The organism is Brevibacillus sp. RS1.1, assembly GCF_013284365.1.
Lineage (GTDB): Bacteria > Bacillota > Bacilli > Brevibacillales > Brevibacillaceae > Brevibacillus > Brevibacillus brevis_D.
The window spans coordinates 66,530-86,986 of sequence record NZ_JABSVA010000012.1 but is presented as its reverse complement, the minus strand read 5'-3'; the positions used below and the strand labels follow the sequence as shown (position 1 = coordinate 86,986).

26 protein-coding genes, 1 pseudogene and 1 other annotated feature are annotated in these 20,457 nt (G+C 41.5%); of the genes and pseudogenes, 19 read left to right on the top strand and 8 right to left on the bottom strand.

Annotated features, from left to right (window positions below; genetic code table 11):
* Window position 1: 1 nt before the first annotated feature.
* Together HP570_RS25885 and HP570_RS25880 are read right to left on the bottom strand one after the other, a co-directional pair.
* A complete protein-coding gene (locus tag HP570_RS25885) occupies window positions 2-706 on the bottom strand; it encodes an ABC transporter ATP-binding protein (protein ID WP_016738976.1) in 705 nt (234 codons plus the stop codon).
* A 124-nt stretch (window positions 707-830) separates the two neighbouring features.
* Window positions 831-1,538, bottom strand: a complete 708-nt coding sequence (locus tag HP570_RS25880; protein WP_173627604.1) for a DNA alkylation repair protein — start codon at window positions 1,536-1,538, stop codon at window positions 831-833.
* Between the two features lie 152 nt (window positions 1,539-1,690).
* Here HP570_RS25880 and HP570_RS25875 point away from each other — a divergent pair, with 152 nt between their 5' ends.
* The 4 genes from HP570_RS25875 (at window position 1,691) to HP570_RS25860 (ending at window position 4,335) form a co-directional block, all read left to right on the top strand.
* Window positions 1,691-2,500 carry a TrmB family transcriptional regulator gene (locus HP570_RS25875; protein ID WP_012684714.1) on the top strand — a complete coding sequence of 270 codons (810 nt, stop codon included), beginning with the start codon at window positions 1,691-1,693 and terminating at the stop codon, window positions 2,498-2,500.
* 82 nt (window positions 2,501-2,582) lie between these two features.
* Window positions 2,583-3,317 (top strand): AzlC family ABC transporter permease, encoded by a 735-nt coding sequence (locus HP570_RS25870; protein WP_012684715.1) that lies wholly within the window; start codon window positions 2,583-2,585, stop codon window positions 3,315-3,317.
* On the top strand, window positions 3,308-3,640 hold the full coding sequence (locus tag HP570_RS25865) for an AzlD domain-containing protein (RefSeq protein ID WP_173605791.1): 333 nt from the start codon (window positions 3,308-3,310) through the stop codon (window positions 3,638-3,640). Before HP570_RS25870 ends, HP570_RS25865 begins: the two co-directional genes overlap by 10 nt.
* A 113-nt stretch (window positions 3,641-3,753) precedes the next feature.
* Entirely contained in the window at window positions 3,754-4,335 is a 582-nt protein-coding gene (locus HP570_RS25860; protein WP_173627603.1) for a type 1 glutamine amidotransferase family protein, read from the top strand.
* Window positions 4,336-4,416: 81 nt separating this feature from the next.
* Here the strand turns inward: HP570_RS25860 and HP570_RS25855 are convergent, their stop codons facing one another.
* Both HP570_RS25855 and HP570_RS25850 read right to left on the bottom strand, forming a co-directional pair.
* Entirely contained in the window at window positions 4,417-4,986 is a 570-nt protein-coding gene (locus HP570_RS25855) for an SF0329 family protein (protein ID WP_173627602.1), read from the bottom strand.
* A gap of 56 nt (window positions 4,987-5,042) precedes the next feature.
* Window positions 5,043-5,264: pseudogene (locus HP570_RS25850) on the bottom strand (hypothetical protein); the annotation flags it as partial.
* Between the two features lie 156 nt (window positions 5,265-5,420).
* Here HP570_RS25850 and tnpA point away from each other — a divergent pair.
* From tnpA to HP570_RS25825, 5 genes are all read left to right on the top strand, one after another.
* Window positions 5,421-5,825, top strand: a complete 405-nt coding sequence (gene tnpA / locus HP570_RS25845; RefSeq protein WP_173627601.1) for an IS200/IS605 family transposase — start codon at window positions 5,421-5,423, stop codon at window positions 5,823-5,825.
* Between the two features lie 2 nt (window positions 5,826-5,827).
* On the top strand, window positions 5,828-6,919 hold the full coding sequence (gene tnpB, locus HP570_RS25840; RefSeq protein ID WP_173627600.1) for an IS200/IS605 family element RNA-guided endonuclease TnpB: 1,092 nt from the start codon (window positions 5,828-5,830) through the stop codon (window positions 6,917-6,919).
* Window positions 6,858-7,160, top strand: coding sequence for a DUF2992 family protein (locus HP570_RS29840; RefSeq protein ID WP_256436277.1), 303 nt, complete (start codon window positions 6,858-6,860; stop codon window positions 7,158-7,160). The genes tnpB and HP570_RS29840 overlap by 62 nt, the downstream gene beginning before the upstream one ends.
* Window positions 7,161-7,414: 254 nt before the next feature.
* On the top strand, window positions 7,415-7,684 hold the full coding sequence (locus tag HP570_RS25830; protein WP_173627599.1) for a hypothetical protein: 270 nt from the start codon (window positions 7,415-7,417) through the stop codon (window positions 7,682-7,684).
* 686 nt (window positions 7,685-8,370) lie between these two features.
* Entirely contained in the window at window positions 8,371-9,867 is a 1,497-nt protein-coding gene (locus HP570_RS25825; RefSeq protein WP_173627598.1) for an ATP-dependent nuclease, read from the top strand.
* A gap of 165 nt (window positions 9,868-10,032) precedes the next feature.
* On the opposite strand, the gene HP570_RS25820 is transcribed toward HP570_RS25825, so the two are convergent.
* Window positions 10,033-10,824, bottom strand: coding sequence for a LexA family transcriptional regulator (locus tag HP570_RS25820; protein WP_173627597.1), 792 nt, complete (start codon window positions 10,822-10,824; stop codon window positions 10,033-10,035).
* 265 nt (window positions 10,825-11,089) lie between these two features.
* On the bottom strand, window positions 11,090-11,275 hold the full coding sequence (locus tag HP570_RS25815) for a hypothetical protein (protein WP_173627596.1): 186 nt from the start codon (window positions 11,273-11,275) through the stop codon (window positions 11,090-11,092).
* Between the two features lie 81 nt (window positions 11,276-11,356).
* On the opposite strand from HP570_RS25815, the gene HP570_RS25810 reads away from it, so the two are divergent.
* From HP570_RS25810 to HP570_RS25785, 6 genes are all read left to right on the top strand, one after another.
* Entirely contained in the window at window positions 11,357-12,424 is a 1,068-nt protein-coding gene (locus HP570_RS25810) for a replication initiation factor (protein WP_173627595.1), read from the top strand.
* A gap of 26 nt (window positions 12,425-12,450) precedes the next feature.
* Window positions 12,451-12,648 carry a helix-turn-helix domain-containing protein gene (locus tag HP570_RS25805; RefSeq protein WP_064203026.1) on the top strand — a complete coding sequence of 66 codons (198 nt, stop codon included), beginning with the start codon at window positions 12,451-12,453 and terminating at the stop codon, window positions 12,646-12,648.
* Window positions 12,649-12,660: 12 nt separating this feature from the next.
* The gene (locus HP570_RS25800) at window positions 12,661-13,812 is read left to right on the top strand and encodes a site-specific integrase (RefSeq protein ID WP_173627594.1); all 1,152 of its coding nucleotides are present in this window, start codon (window positions 12,661-12,663) and stop codon (window positions 13,810-13,812) included.
* Between the two features lie 107 nt (window positions 13,813-13,919).
* Complete coding sequence (locus HP570_RS25795) at window positions 13,920-14,225, top strand: hypothetical protein (RefSeq protein WP_173627593.1); 306 nt, start codon at window positions 13,920-13,922, stop codon at window positions 14,223-14,225.
* Window positions 14,222-14,476: a hypothetical protein gene (locus HP570_RS25790; protein ID WP_137030629.1), complete on the top strand. Its 255-nt coding sequence runs from the start codon at window positions 14,222-14,224 to the stop codon at window positions 14,474-14,476. The genes HP570_RS25795 and HP570_RS25790 overlap by 4 nt, the downstream gene beginning before the upstream one ends.
* Before the next feature lie 181 nt (window positions 14,477-14,657).
* Entirely contained in the window at window positions 14,658-14,939 is a 282-nt protein-coding gene (locus tag HP570_RS25785) for a hypothetical protein (RefSeq protein WP_173627592.1), read from the top strand.
* 384 nt (window positions 14,940-15,323) lie between these two features.
* Here the strand turns inward: HP570_RS25785 and rlmD are convergent, their stop codons facing one another.
* On the bottom strand, window positions 15,324-16,706 hold the full coding sequence (gene rlmD / locus HP570_RS25780) for a 23S rRNA (uracil(1939)-C(5))-methyltransferase RlmD (RefSeq protein WP_173627591.1): 1,383 nt from the start codon (window positions 16,704-16,706) through the stop codon (window positions 15,324-15,326).
* A gap of 171 nt (window positions 16,707-16,877) precedes the next feature.
* On the opposite strand from rlmD, the gene HP570_RS25775 reads away from it, so the two are divergent.
* The 3 genes from HP570_RS25775 (at window position 16,878) to yhfH (ending at window position 19,320) form a co-directional block, all read left to right on the top strand.
* Window positions 16,878-17,219: a hypothetical protein gene (locus HP570_RS25775; RefSeq protein ID WP_007721585.1), complete on the top strand. Its 342-nt coding sequence runs from the start codon at window positions 16,878-16,880 to the stop codon at window positions 17,217-17,219.
* 152 nt (window positions 17,220-17,371) lie between these two features.
* Window positions 17,372-17,631 (top strand) — a binding site (T-box leader).
* A gap of 98 nt (window positions 17,632-17,729) precedes the next feature.
* On the top strand, window positions 17,730-18,977 hold the full coding sequence (gene ilvA / locus HP570_RS25770; RefSeq protein ID WP_173627590.1) for a threonine ammonia-lyase IlvA: 1,248 nt from the start codon (window positions 17,730-17,732) through the stop codon (window positions 18,975-18,977).
* Between the two features lie 181 nt (window positions 18,978-19,158).
* Complete coding sequence (gene yhfH, locus HP570_RS25765) at window positions 19,159-19,320, top strand: protein YhfH (RefSeq protein ID WP_173627589.1); 162 nt, start codon at window positions 19,159-19,161, stop codon at window positions 19,318-19,320.
* Window positions 19,321-19,409: 89 nt separating this feature from the next.
* Here yhfH and HP570_RS25760 read toward each other — a convergent pair whose 3' ends face one another.
* On the bottom strand, window positions 19,410-19,775 hold the full coding sequence (locus tag HP570_RS25760) for a hypothetical protein (protein ID WP_254495469.1): 366 nt from the start codon (window positions 19,773-19,775) through the stop codon (window positions 19,410-19,412).
* 96 nt (window positions 19,776-19,871) lie between these two features.
* Here HP570_RS25760 and HP570_RS25755 point away from each other — a divergent pair, with 96 nt between their 5' ends.
* Window positions 19,872-20,444: a hypothetical protein gene (locus tag HP570_RS25755; RefSeq protein WP_173627587.1), complete on the top strand. Its 573-nt coding sequence runs from the start codon at window positions 19,872-19,874 to the stop codon at window positions 20,442-20,444.
* Window positions 20,445-20,457 lie beyond the last annotated feature (13 nt).

The window sequence follows — 20,457 nt, the reverse complement described above, 5'->3', positions numbered from 1 at the left end:
ATCACCACTCAATCCCTTCCACACTTTGCTTTTCCTGATTAATGGTAACGCTTTCAATCATTCCGCTTTTCACCTTAATAACCTTGTCAGCCATTGGAGCAATGGCGGAATTATGTGTGACCAATACGACGCATTTTTTCGTTTCTTTGTTCAAATCCTGGAGAAGCTTTAAGACGGACTTACCTGTTACATAATCCAATGCTCCGGTTGGTTCATCACAAAGTAAAAGCAAAGGATTTTTGGCAACAGCTCTCGCGATCGCAACTCTTTGTTGTTCCCCACCAGAGAGCTGAGAAGGGAAGTTCTTCATGCGATTTTGTAATCCAACTTTATGTAAAATCTCTTTCGCATCCAGATGGTTTTTGCATACCTCTGTGGCAAATTCAACATTTTCGAGAGCGTTTAAATTCGGAATTAAGTTATAGAATTGAAAGACAAAGCCAACTTTCTCACCGCGGAATTGCGTTAATTTTTTTTCGTTGAATGTGGTGATTTCTTGGTCGCCAACAAATACTTGACCTGAGGTAGCCGTATCCATTCCGCCTAGCAAATTCAAAATCGTACTTTTACCAGCGCCACTTGCACCCAAAATAACGACGAATTCTCCCTCCGCTATGGAAAAATCAACACCATTAAGCGCCTTGATTGGCACTTCTCCGATTTTGTATTCTTTCGTTACTTTTTTGAATTCGATTAACGTCTTCACGGATTATCATCTCCTCGTATCTTAATTTCGAAGCTTACCTACCATAATATACCAATGGGGAGTGGTTACATCCCGCAGTCGATGTATTTTGACCTCGGTCTCCAGAAGGAGTTTGTTCGCGCTGTTAACACCTCACATGTTTCCGTTTGAAGCCAAGCTGACCTTTACTTACTGCCTTTTGAATATGATCGAAAGCGTTTAGGAACTTGCTTTTTGCTTTGTCTTTTTGGACTTCTACTGGACCTACTTCCTTCGCGATTTCGACCGCCTTATCGTGGAGTGGCAAATAGGAGGTTCCCACGGTGTAAATAAATTGATTCATAGCGTATTTCGTGCGTTCGGGAGCATCGTGAATCGTTTTTTTCACAGTTTCAAGCATATTGCTAAGTTTGGTTTCAGAAAATTCATGATCGGGGCGATTACCCAAAAGCCAGCAGTAACAGCTCCAGCCCGCAGACATTCTGAGCTCTTCGCCGCTTGTGATCCATTGATCGGCAACTTCTTGGGCAATATCTGCTTCCGATAAGGTTACGGCAACCACATAATCGGACAGCATATAAAAATAGGCGGAATCCATCCACCGATTAAAATCCGCCTTGGTCATTGCTTTTGGGTCTGCGATCACACCAGCAAAGTACATGGCGTCGTAGTTCCCGGTAGCGTAAAGCTGCTCAGCCAAGGGTTGATTGATCTTGATTTTTCTCGCCATGGGCTTCATAGCGCCTGTAGCCACGCCAAAAAGTGGTTCGTGAGCGCCATTGGATAGATAAATTTTTTTGGTTCGTTCCTTGCCGAGAGCTTCAAGCTCTTGCATGACCATCTTTACATCCATCGTATAACCCTTCTTTCGTTGTTTTCTCTCAAAGTATCATGAAAATGATTGACGAGATTATTAGTGATTATTATAATAACTACCATAAAACGTAGAGGTTATTATCATAACCACGAAAGACTAAAGGTAAGCATGAAAGGTGCTGGCTTTCTTTGGATGAAATCTATAAAGAGCTTCAGAAATTGGGATTCTCACAATATGAGTGCAAAGCATATATCGGGCTTTTAAAGCAGTCTCCCATAACTGGATATGAAATTAGTAAAAGATCGGGTGTACCGCGTTCCATGATTTATGAGGTATTGGGGAAATTGTTAGATAAAGGAGCAGTTTATACGGTACCGTCTGAACCTCTGACCTACTCTCCTTTGCCAGCAAAAGAATTAATCACGCGATTACGTAATTCCTTCGAGCAATCATTTGATTATCTTGAAAAAAATCTATCTGCATTAGAAAGTGAACAGCAAGTAGACGTAGTTCGACGCATTAGTACCGATGAGTTGGTTATCACAGAAATGGTCGATATGATAAACAAAGCCCGAGAAGAACTATGGTTATCGATTTGGCAACCACAGATTTCTTTTATTAAACAGGACGTAGATAAGCGGGTAAAAGAAGGTGTTCCTGTATTTTCTATGTTGTTTGGAGCACCCGATACGGAGTTAGGGGCAACCACTCATCATGATTACATGTCTCCGAAAGTAGCAGAGGAACGTATGAGTGGTCGTTTAACTATTGTCTCCCGGGACAATGAAGAAGTATTAATAGCAAATTTCGCTCCAAATACCGCTGCATGGGCGATAAAAACACAAGACCCAGCACTTGTATTAGTAGCAGTGGAGTACATCAGGCACGACATTATGTTTGCGCAATTAGTTAAGGAAGTTGGCCCCGAGAAAGCCGAAGCTGTCTGGATTAACCATCCTGACCTGTTCCACGTGGTTACAGGAAAACGGTTCAAGTAATTTGAACCGTATTTTCTTTCACTTTTTCATAGTAGTTATCACAATAACGTCCTGAATGTAAATAAGACGAAGGAGGGATAAAATGGGACTGGCAAATGACCAAATCGAAACGGTGGCAGATTCAAGAGATAAGGATACTTTTCTCCAAGGTGTAAAGGATTGTGTCCCTACGTTACTCGGTTATTTAAGTATTGGATTTGCTGCTGGTGTTATCGAAAGGACAGCGGGTCTGAGTATAGCTGAAATAGCCCTGATGAGTTTAATTCTTTATGCTGGCTCCGCCCAATTTATCGCTGCCGGAATGATGGTAGCAAGCAGTTCGATTACTACCATTATTATTACCATTTTCTTTGTTAATCTTCGGCATCTTTTACTTAGTGCAGCCCTGGCACCATATTTTCGACATCTTTCTCCGCTTAGAAACATGCTGGTAGGGTCACTACTTACCGATGAGTCGTTTGGTGTTGCGATCAACGAAGCTGCAAAAAAGAATTACATTAGTGAAAAATGGATGCACGGTCTAAATATAACGGCTTATCTAAACTGGTGCGCAGCCAATATAGCCGGAGCATTCTTGGGGCAATGGATTTCAAATCCTGAAAGATTAGGTTTGGATTTTGCTTTGACAGCGATGTTTATTGGACTTCTGGTACTTTCGATGTTAAGTCGCAAAAAAATTGCACGTGATGTGGTTGTTGCGATAATCGCAGTTGTTATTGCTGTGGGAGCCAGTTCAGTGTTGTCTAGCAGTATGGGAGTTATTGTTGCTACAATTTTTGCTTCAACGATAGGGATGGTGATGGAAAAATGGAAGTAAGATGGGATGTTTTTTTGATCATTGTAGGAACAGCTATTGTTACATTCATCCCTAGAGTCCTTCCTCTTATGGTACTGAGTCGTTTTCAATTGCCAGAGTGGGCAACAAGATGGTTAAGCTATGTCCCCATATCTGTTATGGCTGCTCTAGTAGCGCAAGAGATATTTAAAAATGGTGAAAATATTTCTTTTTCTACGAATCATGTTGAACTTTTAGCAGCCATACCCACCTTTTTCATAGCGATAAAAACACGTAGTTTATTGGTAACTGTTCTCGCAGGCATTATTGTCGTGATGGTATTACGTTTTTTGTTTCCGGCTTGATCGCTTCAATTTGTTCATTGTTCATGTGATTTCCGTTTTCTTTCCTGACCATAACTGTCAGTGAAGTTGTTTTACAATTCATTTGTACATGAAGTTACAGGGAGGGAATCACTTTGAAGGAAGTGTTGATTTTTATTACGGATGGTTTTGCTGATTGGGAGGCAAGTTACGTCAGTTCAGAGCTGAACAAGCCAGGAACAGGATATCGTGTAAAGACAATCGCTATTGATCAGGAACCTAAAGTTTCGATGGGTGGGTTAACGGTCCTTCCAGATTATAGCGTAAGCGAATTCAATCCGAATGTGGATATCGCCATGTTAATTATCCCTGGAGGAACGGGATGGAGAGAAGAAAAGAATCAGCACGCAAAAGTAGTAGTTGATTATTGTGTGAACAAGAATATTCCTGTCGCTGCCATCTGTGATGCTACGACTTTTTTGGGGAATCACGGATTTTTGGACAATCATAAACATACAGGCAATACGTTAGCTTATTTGAAGGAAGGGGCTCCGAACTACAGAGGAGATCAACATTATGTAGAGGGTCAGTCAATCTGGGACGAGAATCTCATCACTGCGAATGGAAGCGGTGCATTGGAGTTTTCAAGACATATCTTGGAGAGGTTGGGCGTATTAGAAGGCGATGAATTGAATCAGTGGTACGAATTATTTAAAAAGGGCTACTTTCCCTCCTAACAGTTTGGTTTGATAGGAAAGCACGAGAGCATTCACGCTTGGGTGCTTTCCTTTTTTATTCAGATACTCATGGTCTTCGGTTCATAATGTACTAAGCCGTAATTCATAGAAATACTGCACAATTGGATGCTTTAACTTCATCTTCTCGGACATATTTAAAATCCTCTTTTTTCCAATCCTTCTGTCCACCAAGGCTAGAATATTCAATAAGATATCATTGCTCTCTATGCTTTCCTCTATCGAAGTAGATAAAAATTGATTAGCAACAACGATAAAATTTGATTTACTTAATGATGACTGTGCTGACAAAAGCTCCTTAGCATATTCAGAGATTTTTCTATTTCTTGCAATTACTTTTAGACGATCCTCCGGAACGGTCCCCTTGGTATCTTTTCTGACTGCTTCCATTTCTTCATCGTTGATAGGAATTTGGATTTCTGAATCATTCTTAATTTCCTGCTCCGTCTGATACCATTTAATTGAGCTAGTTATATCTTTCATATTAAGTATGTTCTTTTTATCTACGGCAATATAACAAATTCCGGCTTTATCAGGTAAATAACGGTAAGCGGTTGCACTGTATTCGACCCTTCCATCTAACGCAGGACAGAGAAAGCTCTCCAGTTGTTTCTTCAATTTGCTCCAGGACATGTATCCTCCTATGTTCTCAAGGCCTTCTGCCAGTATTTACGGCAGTTACTCTTTTATTAACAATTATGCGTAACTTCTAGCTCATTATTGGCATAGATTGTTCCGTAAGTAGCACAAAGTAACATACCACCACAAACCTCGCTGCTCACTTGAAAGTTTACGTTATCTTCGTATGTGTCTATGCTATCAGCTCTAATTGTATCGACAAGCTTTTTGAAATGAAAGACCGGTAAATACTTCGCTATCATATCATAACTTGATAAATTATCTTTATCACTCGTGCCGTAAAACCCCTTGCTTTAGCTATGGGGATATAAGGCACTTTGCTCTGCATCCCCTGTAGGGGGTGCTAAGAGCAAACGAAAATAGTTCTTTTTTTTGTTAGATATTTCCTCTATCTAACGAAGTGGTATAATTAACCATGGGTGACGGTTTTGAATAGATCAGTGGAAAGTAACCACAATGTCGTATTTGACTGTAAATATCACGTTGTTTTTTGTCCGAAGTATCGTAAAAAGGTTTTGATAGAGCCAGTAGACATTCGATTAAAAGAGTTGTTTCTTGAAAAGGCAGTGGAACTACGTGCGGAAGTTGTTGAAATGGAAATCATGCCTGATCATGTTCATTTGCTCATCAAATGCGATCCGCAATTCGGAATCCACCGAGTCGTAAAACATTTGAAGGGCTATACCTCTAGAGTGTTGCGGATGGAATTTAGACATCTCAAAAGTAGACTTCCCTCGCTATGGACAAACTCCTACTTTGTAGCAACGGTTGGCACGGTGCAACTCGATGTGATCAAGAACTACATTGAGTCTCAAAAAGAAAGGAATGATTGAGCTTGCATAGAGCCTACAAATTCCGATTGTATCCAAACAAAGAACAAGCAACACTCATCAACAAGACAATTGGATGTACTCGCTTTGTATTCAATCACTTTCTTGCGAAACGAAAAGATGCTTACGAACAAGAAAACAAAACGTTGAATTACAACGACTGTTCTGCTTTGCTTACACAACTAAAAAAAGAAATCGAATGGTTGAAAGAAGTGGACTCCACTGCCCTGCAATCAACCTTAAAAGATTTGGATTCCTCCTACAAAAAGTTTTTCAAGGAGAAAAAAGGTTATCCCAAATTCAAGAGCAAGAAGAACCCAAAGCAATCCTATACATGCAAGATGAACATCAAAATAGAAGGGAATCGCATCAAACTTCCTAAGTTGGGATGGGTATCGTATGCTAAATCTAGAGAAGTTGAAGGGCGAATCCTATCAGCTACGATAAGATGCAATCCTTCAGGTAAATACTTTGTATCCGTATTGTGTGAAACGGAGTGTAAATTACTCCCACAAGTAGAACGAACAGTTGGGGTTGACCTTGGAATCAAGGATTTCGCCATTCTCTCTACTGGTGAGAAGGTGGCAAATCCAAAATACTATCGCAAGTATGAAAAACAACTGGCGAAGTGGCAACGGATTCAATCTCGTAGAAAAAAAGGCAGCAACAACCGGAACAAGGCGCGTACCAAAGTAGCTATACTCCACGAAAAAATTGCAAATACTCGTAACGATTTCCTACATAAGCTGTCAACCAAGCTGATCAACGAAAGCCAAGTGATCTGTTTGGAGGACTTGCAAGTGGAAAATATGGTCAAAAATCACAAGTTAGCCAAATCCATTGCAGATGCTTCGTGGTCTATGTTTCGTACGATGTTGGAGTATAAGGCAGAATGGTATGGAAGAAAAGTCTCTATTGTTGGAAAACAATTTCCTTCAAGCCAGCTCTGCTCAACTCCAAACTGTGGATACCGCAACAAAGAAGTGAAAATTCTCAACTTGCGCAGTTGGATATGCCCGCATTGTGGCGTACAACATGATCGTGACCAAAACGCTGCGATCAATATCGAGCAAGAAGGACTTCGATTGTTGGCGTAGTCAACTAAACTGTGGGACACACAGGGATAGCTTGGTAAAATTCACTCCGCTAGGAGTGACTACCCAAGAATCCCCCGCCTTTAGGCATGGGGAGTGTCAAGCTCAAGAGGCTTTGAGATTGGAGCATGAAAAGAGAAAAAAAGAGAAAAAAGTATACACTCGTCAGCAAAGAGACGAAATGAAGGAACGAAAAAGAGAATTAAGACTTCAAAAAGCTAAAGCTAAGCATCGTGGTAAATAATTTGGATAGTTTTTTATTCAAGTACGTGGGCTATCATCATCTTTTTTTAGTGGTGATAGCCCCACTTCTTTTTGTTATATAAAAAGTTCTGTTCATAAAGCTTGTTAGAAAGGAGAATTTTGAAATGTAGGGGGAAACAACTCCTGTAATTGTCCTTGCCTTGTACTTCTGTAGACTGTCTAAAAGGAGGGGTTCACCTCCTATGACTTAACTTCTGATGTAATGAAAAGATAATTTTAAGGAGGAAGAAAGTGGTGAATAATCAATGTAATTTAAAATGGGCTGATTTAAGCGATCCAGTTAAAACGATAATAGAACACATTGATATTAATTGTTGTGATGAAGATTTTCAAGTTGGAACTAAGCTAAATATACCGTATTTTAAGGGGAGATTCACTCAAGAAATGGCAGATGCAATTCTCGAATATCAATATTCGACTGAAAATTTAAACGAAAATTGTTATTCTGCCGAACAGCAAGATGGTGTATTGATGATAAAGTTCGTTAAGAGTTCAGAGAGATAGCTCGTTATGTCCAATTTCATTAGAGTGCAGTTGTAGAGATGTATTTCTGATTACCCATTTTTACCTCCTGAAAAACGAAACTATTTTGTAGCTAAGTAGTTCAAAATACCTTATTTCGCCAAATTATTTCCAAAACATCCGAAAAGCGACAAAAAAGAAATCTACTATTTCAAATGAGAAAGGCTAAACTCCCATTAATCAAGGGAATTTAGCCTTTTCTTTAACACCTATTTCAACGTCAAGAGCGTCACTGACTCCACATGCGCCGTTTCGGGATTGCTGTAACTTTAGGTGAACATGTTTTATTAAAGTGCTCTATAGTGTAGCTAATTGCATCAGCAATTCATCCAAGCCTATCAATGATCATATTAAATAATGCAATTGTGTGGTCAATAATGTGGTCAATGTCATCCTCTTGACAATCTAATATCTGAGTGGATGTGAGATGATAGTGAATCGGAGCAGGTACTTATAGGGATGCCTTGCGTACTGAAATGAAGTAACGCATAAGAGGGCGTGAGGGCTTTACCCTGCGCCTCTTACCATATTGTATTGTGTAGTATGTTGTAATTGTATGATATTACATACTACGCAATACATCTAGATGTGTATTTTATTACCAGATGTATGGAATTTCCTGTGGTATAATATCCCAGAATATTTAATTCAGACGGAGGTTGTTAACTTTGTACTATAGTGAAATAAGAGACAGCGAGAAAAATGGGCTATTAGAGAAAGTAAAAAAGAAAAACTACGGAAAATACTTGTATTCGATCAATTTATCTAATCTAAGACAATTTAAAGATCAAAAAATCACTTTCGATTTTCCTGTAACGGCTCTTGTAGCTCCTAATGGCGGAGGAAAAACCACGGTGCTTGGTGCGGCTGCTTTAGCGTATAAGGAAGTAAAGCCTGGAACATTTTTCACGAAAAGCGGGAAGTTTGATAACAGTATGGCGAACTGGAAAATCGAATACGAATTGGTAGATAAGAAGGTTTTTTCATCAAAATCAGATTCAATTCGAAGAACCGCCGCCTTCAAAGATCTTAAGTGGAAACGAGATAAATTTCTTAGCAGGAAGGTCATCGTTATGGGGGTGGCCAGAACTGTACCCGCCGTGGAACGTACCGAGCTTAAGAAGTGTGCCACAAACAAATTTACTGTGAAGGAAGCTCAAATTTCAACGTTTGCTAAGTCCGTATTAGAAGCTGTTGAAAAAATCCTTGGGAAAAGTGTTGCCGGTTATCAACGCATTCAAGTTGACAATAAAGGCAAGGTTTCCTTGCTTACCGGCCTAAGCGACTCTGGTAGTGAGTTTTCGGAATTCCATTTCGGAGCTGGCGAGTCCAGCATAATTCGGCTAATCATGCAAATCGAAGCCGCAGAGGAAAATTCTCTCGTGTTAATTGAAGAAATCGAAAACGGACTTCATCCAATTGCTTCTGTTCGACTGGTTGAGTATCTTATTGAAGCAGCAACTAGACTGAAAATACAAACTATATTCACGACACACTCTGACTATGCTTTACTGCCTTTACCAGGAGAAGCCATATGGGCTTCTTTAAACGGTAAACTAACTCAAGGCAGGCTAAAAATTTCTTCGTTGAGAGAATTGCGTCATACTCTGGAAACTCGATTGATTATTTATACTGAGGACGAGTTTACCAAACTGTGGGTTGAATCTATGCTGAGGTATTATGGTGCAGACCTGCAATCTATTGAAGTTCATTATATCGGTGGAGACGGAAACGCTGTTCAAATCAATAAATTTAACAATCAAAATCCAGGACAAAAAGCTCCTTCAGTTTGCTTGATTGACGGAGATTCGTCACAGTCTGAGTCAGAATTAGAGAAGGTATTCAGATTACCTGGCTACTATCCGGAAGAGTATGTGTATGATTCAATTAATAATGCATTCTCAGATGTCGGTGCTATGTTATGTATTGCATTGGGGTGGGACACCAATAAACAGAACGAATTAAAGAGACAAATGGAGGGTGTAAGGACAACAAACAGGGATTATCATTTATTGTTCAACCAGCTTGGCATGAAGCTAAGCCTAATCTCGGAAGAAACAGTGAGAACAGCATTTTTAAATATATGGTGTCACCACTTTAGAGAAGAATTACAAAAAACACTTAATCCTGTTAGTAAACTTCTCCCTGTTATAGAAACAGTATGAAACATTCATATACGGTTGTGTTGTGATGAAAGTGATTGGAGCAGGGAGAAGCAGAATGCCTTACAAGATAGTAAAGCGTAACGCAATAAGATGGCGCGAGGGCTTTCCCACGCGCCCAACTTGTATGGAAATAGTTATACAGTTCTACTTAGTGCTTAGTGCCACCTATAATTGTAGATTTGTGGTAGAGGTGATTGAAATAACTTTACTTACAATTTCAACGTCAATAATGGTTTCTATAATCGGTTTGTAATTAGGGTTATCACTGGTAAAAATTATTTCCCGATCAATTCCAGGGTCAAACCCTGGTTCGTAGTCCATTGGATAATACCTTTTAATAAAACCCTCAGATTTGTCAAATCTAGATACGGCAACAACAATATCTCCGGGTTTGATTTGAGCAGTTTTGTCACAACGCACAATAGAACCCTTAGGAATCGTTGGCTCCATCGAATCATCTTCCATTTCTAGGATATATTCGTTCGGAGTAATGCTCTCACCTTCATGTTCTTCATTAAGCGCAACTTCGTTTGGTAATCCTATGTTCAACCCTGAATTATAAGTGTGTTGACTGAGGTGCTTCGAAAACTTTAAGTCTGATAACTGATTATAATACACTTCTAACATTGCATATTCTTTTTCACTAACCTTATTTCTATAGCTAGTAACTATTATTTCTTTGGTTGTTTTTACTAGGTTTTTGATAAAAGTACTAATATAATCTGGTGCTTTCTCCAAATAAGCCTCGTATAAAAGCTCCTCAATCATTGAAGAATCACATACTTTTGCAATTGCTTCATTAACTTCATCCGAAGCTGGAGGTAATTTTCCGGTTTTTAGTTTACTAATATATGACTGGTCAATTTTTACACCGAATTCATTACATTTTTCTGCAATCACTTTCAACGTTAAGCCACTTTCCTCGATCATTTTACTAAGCATTTCACTATAACCCATAATAAACTCCTTCTATTTAGACTTTGTTATAAAAACTCATAACATGATTTCTAATTACATAAAAGTATTGACAGTAGCCTTGGTTTGTTATACCTTTTTGTTGTAATAAAAAATCAAAACTTGAATTCTAATTACAAAAGAGGTGATTGATATACAGAACAAGTCTAATTCTTCTTCAGATATTTTCTACAGTGAAATTGAGAACTATCTCCAAATGTTAGCAAAATCAAGAGCCATTCAAATTCAGTTTGAAAAAAGGATTCTTTCAAAGATCGCGCAAGCCCGGCAAGCAGCGAAGTAGCGAAGCCGATACCAGCATGGAGCGAAGCGGAATGGTGGCTTCGGTCTTGATAAGGAGATGCGAGATGTGCCAGGCTGGTTTAGCGGACAAGCCCGCACTTGGCTTGACCGCTAAGCCTTGTCCTGCACACTCGTAGAGGCTCCATGTCAAGACTGAGGCGTTAGCCTCTCGCCTAGGGCGCACCAAGATAACATGCGCCCCTCAAATTACAGCACAAAGGTGGTAGAAGTATTGATCTTAAAAGGTTTTGACACTCTTGAATTTGGTTTGAATGTTGAAAGCTACGAATCTAGTCTCAGGCCGCATTTAGACATGTTTAAAAATTTTAAGGAGGAGGCACAAGAGACAGGAGTAGAGAGGACTATATTTTTGAACAATGTTTCATTAACCGTTCATCGTACGGGTAAACGATTCTATTCATACAGATTGTCTTGTGATGACTTTACCATTTTTTTCGCCGATAAGGAATTGAAAACGAATCCTCCTGTTTTTGTTCATTTTTCATCAGGTTACATATGGTCGTTTGGTTTGGCTGGTGCTTACAAAAACTTTGCAGGATGGTTTGAATCGTTGACGGATTCCTACTATCGAAATCAAGTCTCACGTGCCGATATATGCGCCGATAGCGATTTGGTAACATTTAAACAAATCGATTCCAAAGGGGTGATAACTAGAGCGAGGAAAAAGGAAGATTGCTTTGTTAGTGGAGAACACATGGACGGGCGAAAGTTCAGTGGCTTCAGAGTTGGTACAGGTGGTCCATTGCTCGCACGAATCTACAATAAAACGTTGGAAATTAAAAAGTCAGGGAAGGACTGGTTTAAACAAATTTGGCGAGAGTATGGTTGGAACGAGGATAAAGATGTCTGGAGAGTAGAATTTCAATTACGGAGGGAGGTGTTAAAAGAGTTTGCGATACACACTATTGAAGATTTATTGGAAAAGGAGAGTGGTTTGTGGGCTTATCTGACACGTGAATGGTTTACGATAAGGCAGCCATCACAAGACAATGTTTCACGCTGGAAAATAAAACGGAAGTGGAGTGTAATTCAAAGGGCTGGAATGGAATATGAAGCCTCGCCGTTGACCAGAGAACTTGTGAAACAAGGTAGTTTAAAGCAGTTATTAGATCAAGGTAGAGGGATATTACTTTCAATAGCTGCCATAGGAAACCACGATTCTATTGAAGACACTGCTAAGCTGTTTCAAACCTGGACTGAGATTGGTTTAGATAAAAAAAATACGTCTTTCCAAGAAGAGAAAGAACGTAGAAGAAAAAAATTCTTATTCAATGACTAGCATATACAGATTTGGAGGAAAAATCAATGAGCAATAAAACGACAACAGTTGATGAATATCCTTTGGTTTTAACTGCGACTCATATTGCTGAAATCATCGGTGTTTCCAAAAGAGTGGCTTATGAAATCATGGAGAAATCGGGTTTTCCGTTAATTCGCATAGGTCGATGCAAGCGAGTTACAAGAGAAGCTTTGTTCAAATGGTTAAATGAGCAATATACCTAGAAGGAGTAGGTCATGAAAGGTTACTTTCGCAAGCGCGGTAGTCATTGGTCATTCACAGTGGATATTGGGAGAAAGCCGGACGGCACAAGAAACCAGAAGACAAAAGGCGGTTTCAAAACCAAGAGAGAGGCTGAACAAGCGTGTGCTGAATTGATCACGCAACTAACTAAGGGAGATTATCTGGAACCGAGTAAAAAGACGGTACAGGAAGCTATGGAAGCATGGCTACAGACTATATTACAGTCAACCTTGCGTATCTCAACTTATGAGAACTACTCTAAGGCAATATTGAAACGAATAATCCCTGCATTGGGTAATTTGAAACTAAAAGACGTTCAAGCAGATCATATTCAATCGTTCTATTTGACGTTGGTGAAAGAAGGCCTGTCTCCAGAATATATTCGGTATCTGCATTCCATATTAAAGAGTTTTTTTACTTATCAAGTCAGATTACAGAACATTATGAAAAATGTAGTAGCACTTGCTGTTCCTCCTAGGATCGGACGTAAAGAACAAAGGACGTGGTCAATTAAAGAAGCCGTCCGTTTTTTAGAAGTGGCTAAAGAGGATAACCAGACCTACTACATTGTGTATTTATTAGCTTTGTATACAGGGCTTAGAAGGGGAGAGATATTATCACTACGTTGGAAGGATTGCGATCTGAATCAGGGGAAAATTAGCGTTTGCCACACGCTGTATTACTCTAACCAGCAATTTCATTTCTTAGAGCCTAAAACGAGCCGTTCAAATCGATTGGTGTCCATACCTGACACTGTGGTCGGGGTATTAGAGTCTTATCGTTTACAACAGGAGATACACAAAAGAGAAATGGGGAGTGCATACGAAGATTATGACTTGATAGCTGCAAATGAAATTGGTCAACCAATTAATCCACGAAGTCTAACAGGGCATTTTCGACGAATGATACAGAAGGCGAGTGTACCAAAAATCCGTTTCCATGATACTAGGCATACTCACGCAACGATTCTCTTGAAGCTCGGGGAGCATGTCAAAATCGTTTCAGAGCGTCTAGGACACTCAAACGCAGCAATGACGATGAATGTATATAGTCATGTGACAAGTGACATGCAAAAAGACGCAGCAAGGAAATTTGAGACAGCGTTAAAAATCAGTAGTGGTGATTTGGAGGTAACAGATGGCTAAGAAAAAGAGAGGTCGTCAAAAGCATATGAAGTAGGAACACATCTGATTTGGTGTTTGGTTTGTAAAACATTCCATGAGATGAACAACAGTCATATGAGAATGGAGGATTGAAAATTATTATTCAATTATCGAGGGAGCAAGCGATTTTTTTTGAAACAATGTTGGATCTAAATTATGAATTTGAGCTTGAACTGCTTATTTTAGCCTACCATGATTTTTCACGTCTTGATTTTTCTTTACTTAGTGACAAAGACGTACATAGTAGGGCGAAGCATCTAATAAAGCATTACGAAGCATTGGGAAAGGGTGTCGACCTGTACGATACCAGGTGGGCAATTTTAGAGAAATTAGATTTAGATGATGCGGAATGGGAGTATTTAGATTTAGACGAAGAGAAGGGAGTCTTTATATGAGAGAGATGTTATTTGAAACAAGTGAAGGACATAGGCTCATTGGGGTATCTACTCAACCAACGGATGCTCAGATAGAAGAAATCTTGGAAATTCAGAGAAAAATGAGGATGGGTGCATTTGATGCAGTGTTTATTCTAAGAACTCGATTGAATAGAGTTACAATTGTAAATAAGGAAGAAATTGTACATATTCGCCCAGTAACAGTATTCGATAAAGAATATGATCCACATTTAGGTATTGGAGTAGAGTAATAAAATCTATTCATCCCGAGAATGAGAATACTAGCTCGCGTATTACTTTTTAAAAGGCTTCTTAATGGGGTTCCCTGCCGAGGCCCTAGGCGTCGGCAGGGACGCATTAGAGTGATGAATAGAGTTTATAGGCAAAGAATTATATGTTGTCCACATCAACCAATGAAAGGAAGAACAATAGATGGATATTTTTTATAACACGAACTTTAAAGAAAGAAATGGACAGATAACAGAATGCGAAGTCCAAAAATTCGAACATGGGGTAAAAACGCAGAGTGTGACACTCAAAGTGGGAACGATTTGCAAAATGGAAACAAGCAACAAGGCGGAATCAGAGAGTCAATTTAGAGAGGGAACCATTGAAGAATTTATTCGTGATGATATTGGAAATCCAATGTGGGCAGCTATACGATTTTTTGATACGGATCGTGTTATGAGGGTTGAACTAACTACGCTGATATAGATTTTTTATATCTACAAAGGGGCTGACCTCGAATGGCTAATCCACAAAAACAAAGCTTCATTCATTACTATATGTATTTCAGACGTTACCTTTCTGCCAAGCAATCATACGATTTAGCACTACAGAAGGTACCCGGTTTGACTCTTACAGTAGACTACTTGGAACAAGTCAGACGATCTAAAGAAGGCAATGCCAAAAGCAAAAGAAAGAAGCAAAGGGAGAAAATGCTTAGCGAAGTCCGTGAGCAAAAAAGGTCATTTTGGCATCGAGTGTGGTCAAAATGTGGTCAGCGCCTGTTTTCTTCCTAAAAGAGTCATCATCTAACGTAAAATGAAAAAGGCTAAACTCCCGATCAACAAGGGAATTTAGCCTTTTCTTTAACACCTATTTCAACGTCAAGAGCGTCACTGACTCCACATGCGCCGTATGCGGGAACATATCCACCGGCTGCACACTCTTCAACTCATACCGCTGCATCAGCTTCCCAACATCCTTTGCCAGCGTAGAAGGATTACAAGACACATACACAATCTTCTTCGGCAGCACATCCAACAAGGAACGAATCAGCGCATCATCCAGCCCAGTCCGCGGAGGGTCGACTACGACGACATCTGGTCGAGTCCCTTGCTTGGCCCATTTCGGCATCAAGACCTCGGCACGCCCCACGTGAAAGCTGGCATTCGCCGCTTGGTTACACTCTGCATTGCGATTGGCATCCTCGACAGCCTCAGGAATCAGCTCGATCCCGCGTACCTCGCGGGCATAAGGAGCGAGCCATAAGCCAATCGTCCCTGTCCCGCAATACAAATCGAGCACGAGCTCTTTTCCAGTCAGTCCAGCCGCGGTTTTCACCTGATTGTAGAGCTTTTGTGTCTGCTCGGGATTCAATTGGAAGAAGGCACGAGCCGACAAGTCGAAGGATAGCTCACCTAGCTTTTCAGCGATGGAGGCCTTGCCCCACAACGATACGGTCTTGTCGCCGAAAACGAGTGACGTTTTTTGGTTGTTTACGTTTTGTGCGATTCCTACCAGCTCAGGCAGTCTCGTGCGGAGCTCCAAAAGCAGCTCTTTCACCCGTGGAATTTCTGATGTAGCCGTTACAAGTGTTAATTGCGTTTCACCCGTAGCAAAAGCAACACGAGCTACGATGGTGCGGATGACGCCCGTCCGTTTTTTCTCGTCGTAGATCGGAATCCCGAGCTCCTCAACGATTTGCTTCGCTGTTTGGACGATTTTCGTTGTCGCTTCATGCTGCACCTGACAGCCTTCCAAGTTGACGAGCTTGTGGCTGCCTGTTTGATACAGTCCAGCGATGAGCTTGCCTTTTTCCTTGCCTACCTGAAACTGTGCTTTATTTCGATACGACCACGGGTTATCCATACCAATCGTAGGGGCGACTGGTGGCTGATTCAGTCGAGCGTACTTGCGCAGTGACTCGATGACGATTTCCTGCTTGCTTGCGAGCTGTGCAGCATAATCCATGTGCTGCAAGCTGCATCCGCCACACTCCGCATAGACCGGACAGGGGGGCTGCGTGCGAGATGCTGATTTTTCAACGACTCGTAAAAGACGTGCGGCCGCGTATTTTTCTCTTGCCTCGGTCACCTCTGCATGGACGACCTCGCCAGGGAGGGCACCCTCTACGAAAACGATTTTTCTTTTAAAATAGCCGATCCCTTCGCCATTAATGCCCAAGCTCTTGATCGTGAGCGTCATTTGCTGGCCGACACGGATGCTGGCGTCTTGTTCTTTTTTATGCGTTGTCATCTGTTCCGTTCTCCTCAAGCAATTCAGTATTTCCCTATTATAGAGCATTACGAGAGACGTTGCATGTATCGAGAAGATGCCTCGAAAAGCCTCTCAGATAATGGAAACTTCCTGTCCAGCTATGTTTTTGTTATAATAGTGCGGAGAATAATGAGGGAGTTGTGACGCTAGATGCAAGATCTATTTGAAAAAATGAAAGAATATCTCAACATGGATACTGAGATTTCTTTTGACGAGTTTGATGGCTACTACAAAAAGGTAACTGCGTTTCTAAACGATAGCTGGGAAACGCTAAACGAGGAAGATACCATGCACATGCTATTCATCCTCGACAACCTCAAGTCAAACGGTGAAGATCGCTCCAAACGCAAAGTGAAGGAAGCGAAAAAATACGCGAAAATGGCACAGCGCACTGAGATTTGGGCGAATGCTCTGATTGGCCGTCTGCGTGAAGCTGGTTTGACTGACGAAGAAATCGGCAAGCGTTACGAAGCGATCTACGAAGCAGTATAGGATGTAGCGAAAAGAAAAACGGGTACCGATTTGAGTGCATTTAGCTCGAAAGGGAACCCGTTTTTTTGTCATTGCTTCCTGCCAAATAACAAGAAGATTGACAACTAGTGGGTTTCGGCGTAGAATGTTTAACTAATTCGAATAGTTCGTATCTATGAGCGTTGAAAAGGAAGAGTAGAAACAGAAAGCAGCGTGCAGAGAGCCGTTCCCCGTGCTGAAAGAATGGCCGCCAGCCTGTTTTGAAAATCACCTTGGAGCATTGTCCTGGAAAATCAGCTTGTGTAGCCAGTGAGTATAGGACAACGAATTCGTCCTCGTTATCGGACGGGAGTTTCATAGTGAACTGCCAAAGTCTGTTTTTCGTGAGGAAGACAGAGAAGCTGAGTGGTACCGCGATGCCCTCGCCTCAGCCAGCCGTGCGTAATTTGTGCGTAGCTGGTTGGGGCGGGGGCTTTTTGATTTGGTCTGGTCCTTATTACAAAAGAGAAGGAATTTAGGAGGAACATATATATGCATACGGTCAGAGTGGAAGACATCGTAGTAGCCAATCATGCATTAAAAGACGTGGTGGAGAAGACGCCCTTGCAAAAAAACAAAGTGCTGTCTGAGCGCTACGGCTGCAACGTGTATTTGAAAAGAGAAGACTTGCAGATCGTTCGTTCCTTCAAAATCCGCGGTGCTTATCATTTTATGCGGAATCTTTCCACAATAGAGCGGGAGCGTGGTGTCGTCTGTGCGAGTGCAGGCAATCATGCGCAGGGTGTAGCTTACTCGTGTAACCATTTGCAAATCAAGGGCACGATCTTTATGCCAGCGACCACCCCGCGCCAAAAAATATCGCAGGTCAAACTGTTTGGCGGCTCCTATGTAGAGGTTGTATTGATCGGGGACACCTTCGATGATTCATTTGCAGAGGCGATGAAGTATTGCATTCAGGAAGATCGGACCTTTGTTCATCCGTTTGACGATCCATTGGTGGTAGCTGGACAAGGAACAGTTGGTCTGGAAATTATGAATGACATGGAGGAACCGGCTGATTTCGTCTTTATGAGTATCGGCGGTGGTGGATTGGCAGCGGGTGTGGGAACGTACGTAAAAGGCATCAGCCCGAACACCCGGATCATTGGCGTGGAGCCGGCAGGAGCAGCCTCAATGCAAGCCGCTCTGGAGCAAAACGATGTTGTCACCTTAGATGAAATTGACAAGTTTGTCGATGGTGCAGCCGTCAAGCAAGTAGGGCAGCTAACGATGAGTATTTGTCAGGAGCTGCTGGATGACATCGTACTGGTCCCGGAAGGCAAGGTATGCACAACCATTTTGGAGTTGTATAACAGCAATGCCATCGTCGTGGAACCTGCGGGTGCCCTGTCGATTGCCGCTCTCGATTACTACCGGGATCAAATCGCCGGGAAAAACGTAGTGTGTGTCATCAGCGGGGGAAACAACGACATTGACCGGATGCAAGAGATCAAGGAGCGCTCCCTGCTGCATGAGGGCTTGAAGCACTATTTTGTTATCAATTTCCCACAGCGTGCCGGAGCCTTGCGAGAGTTCATGGAAAAAGTATTGGGGCCGCACGATGATATCACCCGGTTTGAGTATACGAAAAAGAACAACAAAGAAAATGGCCCGGCACTGGTTGGCATTGAAATGAAATGCAAGGATGACTATCAGCCATTAGTCAGTCGGATGAAGCAGCATGGTATCCGCTATGTAGAGATTACGAATGATCCGTATTTGTTCAATCTGCTGATTTAGGTCGTTGTGTTACAACAGATGCGGAATTTACAAAAATGTATGAATACAGCGAAAAAAGGAGCAATAAAGAGAGAATGAGCGAGAGAGAAAGATAAATCGGCGTAATGTATTATAACAAACTTTTATAAAACAGATGCTGTTGTAATACAATACAGATAATAACACACGGGGGGTTTTAATCATGACGCCGATCACTTCTTTCTTTCGCAATCTCGAAGCAAAATGCTGTGCTGCTTGCGGTCAGATGATCCACGAACAAGCTGAATCGTATGCAACAGAATGCGTACCTTGCCAAGAGCAAGCATCCTTTGACGCTTACAAATACTATCATCAAAAACGCTAAGCCGAGCATAAATACTGGATGAAGCAGGTATACCTGTTTTTTGATTCAAAGAAAAAGCCGCTGTTCCATAACAACGGCTTTTTCGCATGTCAGCGCGGTTTATCGGCGTGCTTTGCAGCTTCCTGCTTGACGTAATCAATCAGCCCCAATTGAAAGCCTTCTTGTGTAAGGAGACGTTTGGCTTCATACGTACTCGCATAGTAGGCTTGGACATGCGGATCGTTGTCAAGAACGGAACGACATGCCTGATCACGAGAAAGCTCCTGGTACCAGTCTGCCTGTTTGATTTGGGCGACGAGATCCTCATATGCAGGTTCTGGTTTTTTCCATGGATTCAAACGATGAATAATTTCACCAAGGATTGCAACAACGATTAGAATTCCGATTAAAAACATGGCTGTCACCTCAAAGGTTGGATCACTCTCATGGTACCATTCTCCTGAAGACGCCGCCATGGGGAAGTCGGTCTGCTTGCAAAACAAGGAGAAAGCAGGCATGCTATATACTGTAAAAGAAAGGGCCGGAACGCCTGGGAAAAAGGAGGGCGCGAGATGTTTCATCCGCTTGTTTTTGACAATATCAGGGTTGTTTTGGAAGGTGCGGTATACGACCGGGACTTCGAAGGGGCAATCACGATTACGAACCGCTCGGATGTCATGGATATGGCTACGTTCCATCGACAGTTTCAGATCGAGTTCAAACTGGCTGATCAACATGAGCATACCACAGCTGTCCGTGCTGAGATGCAGCTTCGTACTCAGTTAGCTGATATTGCAGCCGAGCAGCTAGAACAGCCATTGACAGATCATATCGGATGTACGATTTGCATCCATTTTTTCTTGCAGATGGAAAATTACAGAGATGTGCCCGCCGAAGCGAGAGAAATCACATCGATTCTCAATGACATCTGGGGGCAGCGACCGTATATTACGCAGAAAGTATCGGCTAAGCTAGAAGAGCATCGAATCGATTGGCCGCCGAAGCAAATAACCAATCAGGTGACGCTGGACTTTCATCGGAAAATTGATGAAGGCAACATCGATGACTTGAACGAATTAATCGATCATACGGTTCAGTCACTTCAAAAGCTACAGTTATACATGGATCAACAAACAAAAAGGTAAGCGGACAGAACGG

Coding starts and splice junctions, on each gene's coding strand:
- HP570_RS25880 (WP_173627604.1), bottom strand. CDS start 1,538: ATGGATGTAAAGATGGTCATGCAAGAGCTTGAAGCTCTCGGCAAGGAA.
- HP570_RS25870 (WP_012684715.1), top strand. CDS start 2,583: ATGGGACTGGCAAATGACCAAATCGAAACGGTGGCAGATTCAAGAGAT.
- HP570_RS25865 (WP_173605791.1), top strand. CDS start 3,308: ATGGAAGTAAGATGGGATGTTTTTTTGATCATTGTAGGAACAGCTATT.
- HP570_RS25855 (WP_173627602.1), bottom strand. CDS start 4,986: ATGTCCTGGAGCAAATTGAAGAAACAACTGGAGAGCTTTCTCTGTCCT.
- HP570_RS29840 (WP_256436277.1), top strand. CDS start 6,858: ATGATCGTGACCAAAACGCTGCGATCAATATCGAGCAAGAAGGACTTC.
- HP570_RS25820 (WP_173627597.1), bottom strand. CDS start 10,824: ATGGGTTATAGTGAAATGCTTAGTAAAATGATCGAGGAAAGTGGCTTA.
- HP570_RS25805 (WP_064203026.1), top strand. CDS start 12,451: ATGAGCAATAAAACGACAACAGTTGATGAATATCCTTTGGTTTTAACT.
- HP570_RS25800 (WP_173627594.1), top strand. CDS start 12,661: ATGAAAGGTTACTTTCGCAAGCGCGGTAGTCATTGGTCATTCACAGTG.
- HP570_RS25790 (WP_137030629.1), top strand. CDS start 14,222: ATGAGAGAGATGTTATTTGAAACAAGTGAAGGACATAGGCTCATTGGG.
- HP570_RS25785 (WP_173627592.1), top strand. CDS start 14,658: ATGGATATTTTTTATAACACGAACTTTAAAGAAAGAAATGGACAGATA.
- rlmD (WP_173627591.1), bottom strand. CDS start 16,706: ATGACAACGCATAAAAAAGAACAAGACGCCAGCATCCGTGTCGGCCAG.
- HP570_RS25775 (WP_007721585.1), top strand. CDS start 16,878: ATGCAAGATCTATTTGAAAAAATGAAAGAATATCTCAACATGGATACT.
- ilvA (WP_173627590.1), top strand. CDS start 17,730: ATGCATACGGTCAGAGTGGAAGACATCGTAGTAGCCAATCATGCATTA.
- yhfH (WP_173627589.1), top strand. CDS start 19,159: ATGACGCCGATCACTTCTTTCTTTCGCAATCTCGAAGCAAAATGCTGT.
- HP570_RS25760 (WP_254495469.1), bottom strand. CDS start 19,775: ATGGCGGCGTCTTCAGGAGAATGGTACCATGAGAGTGATCCAACCTTT.
- HP570_RS25755 (WP_173627587.1), top strand. CDS start 19,872: ATGTTTCATCCGCTTGTTTTTGACAATATCAGGGTTGTTTTGGAAGGT.